This is a genomic window from Methanosarcina spelaei (assembly GCF_002287235.1).
Taxonomy (GTDB): Archaea; Halobacteriota; Methanosarcinia; order Methanosarcinales; family Methanosarcinaceae; genus Methanosarcina; species Methanosarcina spelaei.
Window position 1 is genome coordinate 1 of the sequence record NZ_LMVP01000056.1, and the last position, 11942, is coordinate 11942.

Sequence of the window (11942 nt, forward strand, 5' to 3'; positions counted from 1 at the left end):
AGGAAAAAGACATTGGCTTCATGTAGCTTCTACTGACAAATACACCTGTTATTTTACTCATGCAAAAAGAGGATCCGAAGCTATTGATGCTATGGGAATTCTTCCAGAGTTTAAAGGGGTAGCAGTTCACGATGGATGGAAACCTTACAACAGTTATAATTGTGATCATGCTCTTTGCAATGTTCATCTCCAGAGAGAACTTACTGGAATTGAAGAGAATTATAAACAGCAATGGGCTAAAGATATGAATGAGCTGTTGTCTGAAATGAAAAAGTATGCTGATGAGTGTAAAGAGCAGGTCAAAAATCTAGATTTTGAACAAGTTAAGGCATTAGAAAAAAGGTTCAATGCTGTAGTCGCGAAAGGAATTGAAGAAAATCCACCTTCTTTAAATCCTGAAAAACGAGGAAAACGTGGTAAGAATCCAAAAACCAAAGCAAGGAATCTGCTTGATAGGTTTATAGAACATAAAGACAAGATTCTGAGATTCCTGACAGACTTGAAAGTTCCGTTTGAGAATAATCAAGCAGAAAGAGATGTCAGGATGATGAAGCTACAGCAGAAAATATCAGGAACTTTCAGAACTGCACGAGGAGCGGAAGCTTTCTGCAGAATTAGAGCATATATTTCAACAATAAGAAAGAATGGTTTACCTGTTTTAGAGGGTATTCTCGCGGCGCTCAAAGGAGCGCCGCTAACTATACCCTGAATAGTTACTATTTATTTATTTATTTATTTATTTATTTATTTATTTATTTTGTATATGTTCTATGTCTGAAATTCCAGCTGCATGCATCTACTGTATCTGAAATATAATTCTAATGCATCTATATATCTCTGAAACATCTCCGAAACATAAATTAATCTATCAATGGTGATCATCATGGCAAGACTACTCTCAGAAACGGACATTGGCATTCTGAAAACCGTTGCACTGGAGTGCGAAGGATATCTCTGTTCAGGCTCAGGAATGGCTTATCGTTCCATACTCCCTCCACTGGCAAACCACTATGCAAAAGATGCTCAGGATTTTTCTCAGGAGAATAAAACTACTAACTCGATATGACCTTGAGTACCTTGTCAGGCTCATTTTATCAGGAGAAGAAAGTCTTGGCTGCGTACCACTCGAGTATATCGAGCTTTTTATAGAAAATGTCTCTGAAAGGCTGGGTGAGGAAGTAGCGGCTCAGGTGAAGAATTGCTATAACAATTCAGAATGTCCTGATTAAATTTTTTATTAGTTGAGGCAGAAATGTAAAAAGAGGGATCTTATAAATGGGAAAATTCCTAAAAATCTGAAGAGATGCGGAAAAAAATAGAAACATAGTAAAAAGGGAACATTCTATTGTAAAAAAGAAACGTTCTGTTGTAAGAAATAAACATTCTGTTATAAAAAGGAAACATTTTAGATATGCACAAATTTACTCAAGCTCTCCCATATTTGTCTTCAAGTCTTTCAATATCATCTTCTCCAAGATAGTCTCCCTGAGAGATCTCGATAAAAACAAGGTTTTGACCGCCTATATTCTTAATTCTATGCACCTCGTTCACCGGAATATCGACCGAATCTCCAGGAAGAACCCTGATCTGACTTGTATTTTTAGTTACAAGTCCTTCTCCACTAATAATGTACCAGTGCTCGCTTCTATGAAAATGGCGCTGGAGTGAGATTTCACCCTGAGGAAGGATAGTGAGGCTTTTGACCTTATATCCAGGCCTCTGCCTGAGCACTTCATAAAAGCCCCAGGGCCTTTCGTCTTCACGTTTGCATTTTTTGAAGATGGTCTCATATACTTTAATGTAATCATCTACCATCCTGTCAACCGAAAAACGTTTTTCCACGCTTTTCCGGCAGGTTTTGCGGGATATGGAGTCAAGTTTTTGTACAGCTTTGGCAGCTTCCTCAATGCTATTGACGAGAAATCCAGTCTCTCCATCCCGGATAAGTTCAGGCATTGAACCTCTGTTCATTGCAATTACCGGTGTACCGCTGGCCATAGCTTCAACTACGCCAATTCCGAAAGCCTCTTCATAATTAATCATGTGCAGCAAAGCATAGGCATTTGACAGGAGTTCCTTCTTAAATTCAGGATCAATATGCCCTTCATAAATGATCTGTTTATTGTCTATGAAGGGCTGAACTTCTTTTTCAAAATAAGTCTGATCCGCAATGAAACCAGCAATTCTAAGTTTTCTACCGCTCTTTTTTGCAACTTCGATTGCTTCTCTTACGCCTTTGTCTTTATGCAGGCGTGATAAAAAGAGTAAATAATCCTGTGGTTTTTCATTGAAGTGGAAGCTTTCTATGTCAATTCCGTGCCTAACAGTTGCTATATAGTCCAGATCGCGACATCGGTAAGCATCACTTATGGATACGTAAAAAGTTCTATTATTGTACTTTTTATATACAGACAAAATTTTCCGTGAAGAAATACCATGGATTGTTGTTACAACAGGCGTATCGACAAGCCCACTGTAGGTCAGAGGAAGATAATCGAAATGGTTATGGATTATATCGAACTCTTTTGCCCTCTCGAAAACTTCTGATATATGCAGTCCTTCATACACTTTTATTATTATATCCTTATCTTCTTCATAGGGTCTCGGACAAACAGCATGAAGTTTCGCCGCTGTGTGAGAATCTGCTGTTGCAAACAATGTAACGTCAATACCCCTTTTTACCAATCCTTCAGTTAATAAAGATACAATAGATTCCCAGGGACCATACTTTTTAGGTGGCGTGCTCCAAGCAATCGGAGACAACATTGCAATTCTTATATTAATACCCCCAAAATCACTTACATCCCCAAACTTAATTTTATTTTTTACATTTCGGCTTTCAGTATTTAATTTAGAACATTTTAATTTAGAACTTTAAAGATCAGTTTTTAATTTTATTTTTGATTTTGTCTTTAATATTATTTTTAATTTTATTTTTTATATTATTTTTATTTTTAATTTTTATTTTAATTTTGAATAACCCCTTTTCGGATCAGTGGAATCTTCTATATCCTCTTCAAACCACCTGCAGTATTCATCAGGGCACTGTTTCTCAGGACATTCGTGAATATATTTCAGGACATCTTGCACGTTTGCGGTAGCTAACGACACGGAAGTATCCGCACTCCCGTAGTAGATGCGAATTTCATCGTCCACTAAGACCCATCCGCAAGGGAAAACAACATCATTAACGTCCCCACTGCGTTCATACATTTCACGAGGTCCGAAAACCCATCCTTCAGACCTGTGAAGCACTTTTCTGGGGTCTTCAAGATCAAGAAGAGCCAGTCCAAGCCGATAACTTGCTTTAGATGTTGTCTGGCGTACCCCATGGTACATAATTAACCATCCGTCAGATACACGGATTGGCTGTGGGGACAGGCCTATTTTATTCGCGTCCCACCACCCACCTTCTCTGGCATACAGAAGAACCTCATGATCTCCCCAGTATTTCATATCAGGCGAAAAAGAAATCCAGATATTTGCTTTTGCACCCGCAATGCTAGATACAGGCCTGTGTAACATTGCCCATCTGCCGTTAAACCTTACAGGAAAAACTGCAGCGTCCTTGTTTTCAGGAGGCATAATAGCTCCTATTCGATCATAATTCCGGAAATCTTCGGTAAAGGCAAGTGCAGTTAAGGGACCGGAATCCGAAAAAGCTGTATATGCCACAGCCCATTTTTTTATCTCATCTATATAGGTTATGCGTGGGTCTTCGATACCGTATATCTCTTCAGGATAGTTTACAGGATCCGGAGCAAAGGTCGGTTCAGGCTCAATTTCCCAGCCATCGACTCCGTTTTCACTCCTTGCTATTGTAAAGTGAGAAAAACCTCTGTGATCTTCAACCCTGACCAGTAACAGGGTTATACCGTCAACTATAGCAGCTGCAGGGTTAAAAACTGAGTGGGCCCTATAAGGCCAATCGTCAACGGTTAATATAGGATTCCGATTGTATCTTACAAATAACTCCCCATGGTCTTTCCATATCATATTATTCTTTCATCCCCAATATTATATTCTCTTACTCTCTAGATTGCGTTGTTCTCTTACTTCAGATATGTTATTTTACTTCAGATATGTTATTTTCTCAATCCCAAAATCATAACTCTTATTTTCTTCTCTCACTCTACCTGATTTGCTGACAAAAAGCTCTTTCTTTTCTGCAGGGTTTCATCATCAACCTCATCGCTCACCCTGGATTGCAGTATCGTACTGAGAGCTTTATTTATGTGCTTGTTTAAAGAGCTTAAAGCCATGAGGAAGCAAACTATGGATTCCGCACCCTGGTTACAATTCATACCATCGCGGTTGAGCCCATCACAGACCGCGCCTGTGGAATAATCATACATAACAGTTTGCAAACGATTTCTTCCAAGGAAGTATTCAAAAGAATATCTTGCAAGTTCCAGATATTTCCTGTCACGTACAATCTCATAAGCTGAAATATAAGCTTGAGTCAGATAACCTGCTTCAATAGGCTGCTGGTCAAAAATAGGCTTTTCCCCATTGTAAGAGTACCAGCCCTGATTTCCGACCATATCAAAAAAGTCGCCTTTCCACTGAATCTCAGTAAGAAAGTCAAGGGTTGCAAGACCGACCTTCCGATAGGTACGGTTTTTGGTGTAGTTGTACGCCAGTAAAAGAGACTCACTGAGTTTTGCGTTACTATAGGTTACTGTAGGTTCGAACCAGTTCCAGTCTTCTTTACGGTTAGCTTCATACAGGTCTACCAGAGAGTTCGCATGGTTGATAAATGTAGACTCAAATGTATCTTTACTTATAAGGGAATCTATGGACTTGACCGCATCCCTACGCGAGTTGAAGACCACTTCAAACTCATCGGCATCCACACCAGTCCTGAGCATTTCATACAAACCGCACATTGTATAGGCTTTCGCCCTTGGATAGACAAGTTTCCCCATCTCATGTCCGGCTCTACTAATAAGAGTATGGGCAAGCGTGCGTATATTTTTTGATAGATAAGGGCAGCTTACCACATGCCCAAGTCCGTAGACAGCACGTCCTAGAGTGTCTTCACTGCCTTTCTCATCCAAAAATTCCCGTTTATAACTCATGAAGTTATGGAAGTGGCCTGTGTCAGTCTGGGCATGTTCAAGAAAACTCAGGTATGTGGTAATTAACTTCCACAACTCTTCGGCTTTCTTCTGGTTATCTATTAACTGTGTCAGTGCAACAAGAGCTCGGCCTACGTCATCGGTACTGTACCCGTAATGACGAGCCGGTACGCCAAGATTGGTATGCTGAATAATGCCCACGTCGTCGGTTAATAATTTCAGATAATCAAGTTTTACTTCAGGCAGCAGGTTTGGAAGGAAATTAAACTTTTTCATAGTGGAGTAGGCACTGTAGTTCTTTAAAGCCCTGGTGAAAACCATATTATATTGTTTACCTACGTTTTTCCATGTCATTTTTCGACCAAAATCATATGCCTTTTTGCGCATATTATCACACTCTTCTGGATTTTCTATCAAATGCAAAAGAGATTCTCGAAAGCCAGTTGTGTCCCCGAAATCTACAAGCAATCCACGCCTGTCGGAAAGCATTTCCTGGGCATACCAGTATGGAGTAGAAACTATTGCCTTTCCCATACCAATTGCATAGGTAAGAGCACCGCTTACTATCTGTTCTCTGGAAAGATAAGGAGATACGTAAACGTCACTGGCGAGGATATAATCGCAAAGTTCTTCTTTCTCAACAAACTTGTCATGGAACACTACATTTTTTTCAAGTCCAAGTTCTGAGACCTTATTCTGAAGATATTGCCTGTATGCTTCTCCAAAGTTCTTTTTAATTACAGGATGCGTAGCACCCAGGACTAGGTAAACGAGGTCAGGATACTGGCTTACGACCTCAGGAAGAGCATCAAGCATACTTTCGATACCTTTGTTCTGGCTCAGCAGGCCGAAAGTTAAGACAAGAGGATCTCCTTTCAGGTTCAATTTCGTTTTATACTTACTGCAGTTGTTAAAAGGGCAGTCAGGTACTCCATGAAAAATTAATTCGATTTTATCCTCAGAAGCTTTATAAATGTCTTTTAACATCCCGACTGCAGTCTGGCTCATTACAATCAACTTTTCGGAATATCTGATGAGCTTTTCCGTGGATACTCTGTACTCAGGTTCAGGTTTTTGAATTATTGTATGCATCGTGCTTATTACAGGTTTGTTGATTCCTGAAAGAAGAGCAAAAATATAGTCTCCCGCATTTCCCCCGAAAAGCCCAAATTCATGCTGCAGACATACGATATCGGTGTCAGATTGGTTTATAAAATCCGCGGCCCGGTAATAATCCTCAATCCTGTCCCTCTGTATTTGAAAAACGACTTCTTCAGGATAATCATAGGTCTCAGAGGGATCATTCAAAGCAATTACTTCGCAATGAACGTCATTGTCTTCCCTGGATACTGAGTTTAAAAGATCGAATGTGAATGTAGCAATCCCACATTCTTTTGGAACATAGGTCCCTATAAATAACACTTTCAGTTGCTTATTCAATTAATACCCCCCAAACTTAAAGTAAGTCAGTTGCCTTCTTTATTTATATAGTTTTTTAGTTATACATATAAATTCACTATAAAATGGCATTAGTAAAATACTTATATTCTTAGAGTTTGGATAACAGATGTATTTATTTGTAATAAGAACTATGTGTGTATTTTATAAACATGGTACTTGCATACAAAATATATAGCCAATAGTCCATAAAATATAACTATTCTAGGTATAGATAATATTCTAGATACAGATAATCGCTGATAGTTCAGTGATTACTAAACAATGATATGTTTATGGTCCCCACTCAATCACTTATTTTGCTAAACTTCAACAAAGTACGTAATAAAATGCTGATTTGATCTAATAATTGTATTCGATGCTATTTAACATTATTTATAAATATAATTATTTGTGTTAATAGAAGAAATCAAAAGAAAATTGTGGAAAGATAATGCCTGAGGAACTATAAAATGACTTTACTATCCTGGCTTTTTCATAATCAGCACCATTTCAATACTGAACTTTAGTTTTTGTTCAGTTTTTTTCTGTTAGAATATTTTTTTCTGTACCACATTTAAAATTTTTTTATATGTATTAATTTTTTTAACCATAGTGGCTTTGTTCAAATCTGGATATACTTTAGTATTTATGATGAATTATAAAATAAAAGTATAGTTTTGAGTTTTTAGAACAGGAGAATGTCAGTTTCTAAGCTGAAGAGTGCCGAAAGTTAAATAGGGAAAAAGTTTTTAGAATAAATTAATCGATGCGTTGCAGATAAGAACTACAGCAAACAGGCTCTACCACCCAAAATTTCAGAGGATATTCTTCCAGGTGATGTTCTACAGAAAAATCTTCTCTTAATCGTTTATCATAACTTTTAGGATTGATGATCATTAATATCCTGAGGCTACAATTTTAATTTTCTTTCTCTGGATACATAATTTTCAAGTCATTTTTTATTTATCAACGACGAGCTTTTATCAGAAAAACTTGTGTTTTTAGCATGGATGCAGGCTTACGACTTCAAGAAGAGCATCAAGCACTTTGTAAATTGAAGTAATTAACTGTGCTTTCCAGCATAGTGCATATAGAAATTGTGATTTAGAACTCAAGTGGCTGGGATTGGAAGACAAGGAATTGGAGCCTGAGAAAAAATAGTAAAAAAGATGGTTTTTTGAAAGCTGTCTTGAAGACCGTCAAAACCTTTCCTGACAGAGAGGGGGTTTATACAAATTGATAAGATATGGATTATTATCCCTTGCTGTAAATTTTGGCCGGATTATCGCAAAAATTCTCGATACGTATGCCTTCCCTGAGTTTATGGATAACTTATGGCAAATTGTCAAAACTAATACCCGAAGTCTTACAGCAATAGAAGAAAAGGAAGCTAGAAGCATATTTGGAAATAGAATTAATTACCGGAAGGTGCAAATTGATGAAGCTTCATTTCTCGCATGGTTGGGGACAAAGCTGAAAAGATGCTCAAGTATGGGGATTACAACCTTTCATACAATCAACTTTAATAGAAAGCTCAACACTACAGCAGGCAGCTCCGATATGAAGTGGCTTATACATGAATTAACTCATATCGCGCAGATGGAATCTACAGGCTCGCAATATCTGGTTGAGGCATTTTATGCGCAGGTAAGTGAAGGATACACATACAGGGCTGGAGAAAAAAGTCATTTCAGTGAGTATAATCGCGAGCAGCAAGCTTGTATTGTTGCAGATTATTACATTGCACGTTGTTCGGGCAGCTCAACAGTAGCTTATGATCCATATATTGCAGAACTGAGAGCTGGAGATTTATAAACTATAACAGAAGACCATAGTAGAACTTTTAGTTACTCCTGAGTTTTTTCAATTAATTTCCAAGCTGAATATATAATTGTATATTTGTCAATAATTTATATAAAATTTAATGTTTAATATGACTCTGTTCCAAAATCCAGTGATTTTTGCATTTTTGATAGAAAGTCTTAATTAGCAAGAAGAATCCAGTTTTTATCAAAATCGATATTCGCTATCTAAAGACTTGAATCACTAAGTTGTATTACATGGATGGTGACCATTTATAAAATCTAGTGATTTTGAGTTTTACATTCATCACTAGATTTTGGTACTGAGTCTTTAATATTAGATAAAAATAGAAATTCTAACATAAAAATTCTAACGTAAAAGCTATAATAGAAACTCTAATCTTCATATCAAAAAAGTAATTTATTCAGATTTGTGTATAGCCCGGCACGGATTCGAACCGAGGTTGCAGGATCCAGAGTCCCGCATGATTGACCACTACACTACCGGGCTTCTATGATTTTTCGTTGTGGGGCGCATTTCTTTCGCCCTGAAGCGTATCTTCTAAAGGAAGATTTTATATAAATACCTTTCGGCTGAAGTGCCTGAACTTTCAAAATTAAACGAGATATTAAAATGGGATGTTAAAATGGGATGTTAAAATGGGATGTTAAAATGGGATGTTAAAATGAGATATTAGGATGAGATGTTAAAATGAGATGTTAAAATGAGATATTAGGATGAGATGTTAAAATAAAATGTTTTAAAGTTGAGTGAAAATAAGAGAATTATTCCTTTAAAGGTTTTCCTCAGACTGGTTGAGAACTGCAGTCCACCACCAGCGGGCCATGTCTAAAAGATCTTTTGAAAACTGACCTGAAAGCCTGTACTCCTTATCTTTTATCGAAATCAATCCGGCTCCAAGCAGCTTGTTGCGCATCGCATAGAATGAGGCTCGCCCTATCTGAAGTTCTTCAAGAAGGTTTTTCCATTCATCAGTCCGTATTGCACTTCCTGAAGCCTGACGTTCTTCTATTATAGTCAGGAACTTCTGACCTCTGACAGCAGTAGCGTCTTCTTGAAAAATGCGCCGCATAAGGGTGTAATATGGATCCCTTGAGTGGCTTATTCGAGAATTGGAATCCGATCTTACGACAATAGTTGTTGCCGTTCTGGGTGCGTTTTTAACGAGTGACATTGTCCATCAGACGTTTTGGGTGAATAGTAAACTTTTCAAGTCGTAAACTCAGCAGATGACTTAGGTGAAGTTACAATTTTCATTAGCAGGTCTATATATTCTTCTCTCAAAAGATAAACCATAGGAGTTTTATAGGATTCTTTATGCGCTCTTAGAATTCCAAGCTTCGAATGGATATACCCTACCATGGATGCGACTGTATTCCGAGATACGTTATACTTACTTGCAAGCATTTCATGCAGTTCGTCAATAGTCGCTTTTTTTACCTTGATGAAGATACACAGGATTGCCCTTCGATATCCACTGGAATCAACTTCTAGAAATTTCTCTAACCTGGATTTAATTTTAGCTCGGATGGATACCATTAATTACCACCTTTACTGATGTAGTAAACTATGTAAGTTATAGATCTATATATAGATTTTTAAATTTATTCGTTGTGAGGGGGATGGACACAAAAAAGTTGATATCCATAAACAATTTTACTTTGCTTCAAATCCAGTTTTTGTACATACTATGTTCTTTCTCTGATATATCGGTTTTTGTGCTCCACCCGCACCTGACGCAATTTAAATATTTTTAATCTGCTTCGTTATAAACGTGACAATTTTATATATTTTTTAATTTTTAGTAAAAGACATACATATGTCTAAATTGAAAAAGCTCTTATTTTTTGAGAGTAAATTTGAACACTTACGTAATATATTTATTTAAATGCACTCTTATTCTCTTATAATAACATATTAAGTTTGCGTTTAATTTCCCGGAAAGGCTTAATTTTTAATGGTCCAATATTTACTTGTTCTAAGTAGTGACCCAATTTTTTGAATTACAATAAGAAGCCTAAAGTTAAAGGATTAATCTATTATGGAAACCTCTAATAATTTGTCATGCGACAGATTTCTTTCATTATAAAGTTTTAAGGTAAAGAACAAGATAGAAATTTTAGGTTGCAATGGATGAGTGTTGAAATAAAAATTGAAATGGTGAAATTTGTATGAAAATGATGAGACTAATAGTAAGGAGATAAAGCTGACAATAAGGAGACGTGATTGATAGTCAAAGAGACATGAGTGAAAAATGAATAGATGAAATGCCAGTATCTTTGAAGTAATAAATTTTTATAAAAGGGAATTAATACTAATAGTTATATGTTCTCCATTTTTAAGGTTTTACACGGTTTTAAGAATAAAAAGCATACTTTCGTAGTGATACCTTTGTAGTGATTAATATTACTTGATTCATTTTAATATAGATATTAAAACAGGCAGCACTAAAACTCAGAAATCGAAATTGTATGAACGTAATCAAAAATAGGTTACACAAATTATCAGTGTAATCAGTTTTTTAGCTAATCTAATCCTCTATTTAGTTTTTAACGAAGATTTTTTTACAAAATGAGTATTTTATTCTAATGTGTTTAGATATAATTTGGTATCCTCTTCAAATTGAGTGGAAAGCTCTCAATTTCTGCTTATTGAGCTTTTTTCTCCGATTAATTGAGCCAGAGATGGCATCCCAAATGTACCGCCAACTCTATCACATATGTACTGATATGCACTTACACCCAGTTTCTTTGCTGTCTGAACAATCGTCATAAATGTGTCATTTGCTTTTGTTCCTTCCTCTGTTATGGTTTGAAGGCTCACATCTCTTTTTCTGACTTTTGCTCTCGCCGCTAGTTCCGCTGCATTGTTATGCAGCGGAACCTCTGGCAAGACCAGGACCTTTAACAGCTGTTCCTTGTTCTCTTTTGTCTTAGCGATTCTTTCATCCAGCTGTTCATATCCTGTTTTGGTAGAAAACAACTGATCAAACTTAACGGATAATTGCTCCGCTACCTCTGAATCTGGTTTTATTCTAAACTTAGAAAGCTCACCATAAAAGTTCCAGTAACTGTTCAGAAAAGCTTTCAGCTTTTCTTTATGATACGGAACTATTGGCCTTAATTTCTTGTAGTTTCTACCGTCATGAATCCAACAAAGAGCATGGTGATATGCAATTTGCCTGAACTGACGTGCATCATCACTTAAAAGTGTGGTAACCACAGGTATGTCTTTACTTTGATGATAGGCCGCAATTGCACAGGCTTCAAGGACTTTCTTCTTAGTAGTTTTATATCCATTAAGTGAGAAAACACAATCCAGTTTTCGACGCATTTCTTCGTCACTGAATATTTTGTTTTTAAAAGACGAGAGTTTTTCCATCCAACTTTGGGAAACATTAAACGTTTTCATCAGATTATATGCTTCATCAGTAAAGCAGTATGTTTTTTCTTTTCCACATAAAAGCACGTCTAAAACATTTTCTCTATTTTTATTGGGAACTGTAAAATAAGCAGTATAATAAGGATTACAAAGAATTTGAGTATAATAATTGACACCATTGACTCTTGCACCTGTATCATCAATCTGCTGATAAGG

The 11942-nt window shown here is 36.7% G+C and carries 9 protein-coding genes and 1 tRNA gene; 3 read left to right on the forward strand and 7 right to left on the reverse strand.

The window, feature by feature from the left end; translation table 11 throughout:
- Nucleotides 1–709 (forward strand): IS66 family transposase (gene tnpC, locus ASJ81_RS04410; protein ID WP_141241575.1); only part of this gene is annotated, 709 nt, incomplete at its 5' end.
- A 220-nt stretch (nucleotides 710–929) separates the two neighbouring features.
- Nucleotides 930–1229, forward strand: a complete 300-nt coding sequence (locus ASJ81_RS04415) for a hypothetical protein (protein WP_245859788.1) — start codon at nucleotides 930–932, stop codon at nucleotides 1227–1229.
- 196 nt (nucleotides 1230–1425) lie between these two features.
- Here the strand turns inward: ASJ81_RS04415 and ASJ81_RS04420 are convergent, their stop codons facing one another.
- The 3 genes from ASJ81_RS04420 to ASJ81_RS04430 form a co-directional block, all read right to left on the reverse strand.
- Entirely contained in the window at nucleotides 1426–2766 is a 1341-nt protein-coding gene (locus ASJ81_RS04420) for a glycosyltransferase (protein ID WP_170943188.1), read from the reverse strand.
- 195 nt (nucleotides 2767–2961) lie between these two features.
- Nucleotides 2962–3996 (reverse strand): glycoside hydrolase family 130 protein, encoded by a 1035-nt coding sequence (locus tag ASJ81_RS04425; RefSeq protein WP_095643429.1) that lies wholly within the window; start codon nucleotides 3994–3996, stop codon nucleotides 2962–2964.
- 131 nt (nucleotides 3997–4127) lie between these two features.
- Complete coding sequence (locus ASJ81_RS04430) at nucleotides 4128–6521, reverse strand: glycosyltransferase family 4 protein (RefSeq protein WP_095643430.1); 2394 nt, start codon at nucleotides 6519–6521, stop codon at nucleotides 4128–4130.
- 1236 nt (nucleotides 6522–7757) lie between these two features.
- Between ASJ81_RS04430 and ASJ81_RS04435 the strand changes: the two genes are divergently transcribed.
- Nucleotides 7758–8336 (forward strand): hypothetical protein, encoded by a 579-nt coding sequence (locus ASJ81_RS04435; RefSeq protein ID WP_095643431.1) that lies wholly within the window; start codon nucleotides 7758–7760, stop codon nucleotides 8334–8336.
- 425 nt (nucleotides 8337–8761) lie between these two features.
- Here ASJ81_RS04435 and ASJ81_RS04440 read toward each other — a convergent pair.
- From ASJ81_RS04440 to ASJ81_RS04455, 4 genes are all read right to left on the reverse strand, one after another.
- Nucleotides 8762–8834: transfer RNA gene (locus ASJ81_RS04440), tRNA-Gln, on the reverse strand.
- A gap of 283 nt (nucleotides 8835–9117) precedes the next feature.
- Complete coding sequence (locus ASJ81_RS04445; RefSeq protein WP_095643432.1) at nucleotides 9118–9519, reverse strand: hypothetical protein; 402 nt, start codon at nucleotides 9517–9519, stop codon at nucleotides 9118–9120.
- Nucleotides 9520–9554: 35 nt separating this feature from the next.
- A complete protein-coding gene (locus ASJ81_RS04450) occupies nucleotides 9555–9884 on the reverse strand; it encodes a DUF2551 domain-containing protein (protein ID WP_095643433.1) in 330 nt (109 codons plus the stop codon).
- 1098 nt (nucleotides 9885–10982) lie between these two features.
- Nucleotides 10983–11942, reverse strand: a 960-nt coding sequence (locus ASJ81_RS04455) for an IS66 family transposase (RefSeq protein ID WP_095642794.1), incomplete at its 5' end; no start/stop codon positions are given.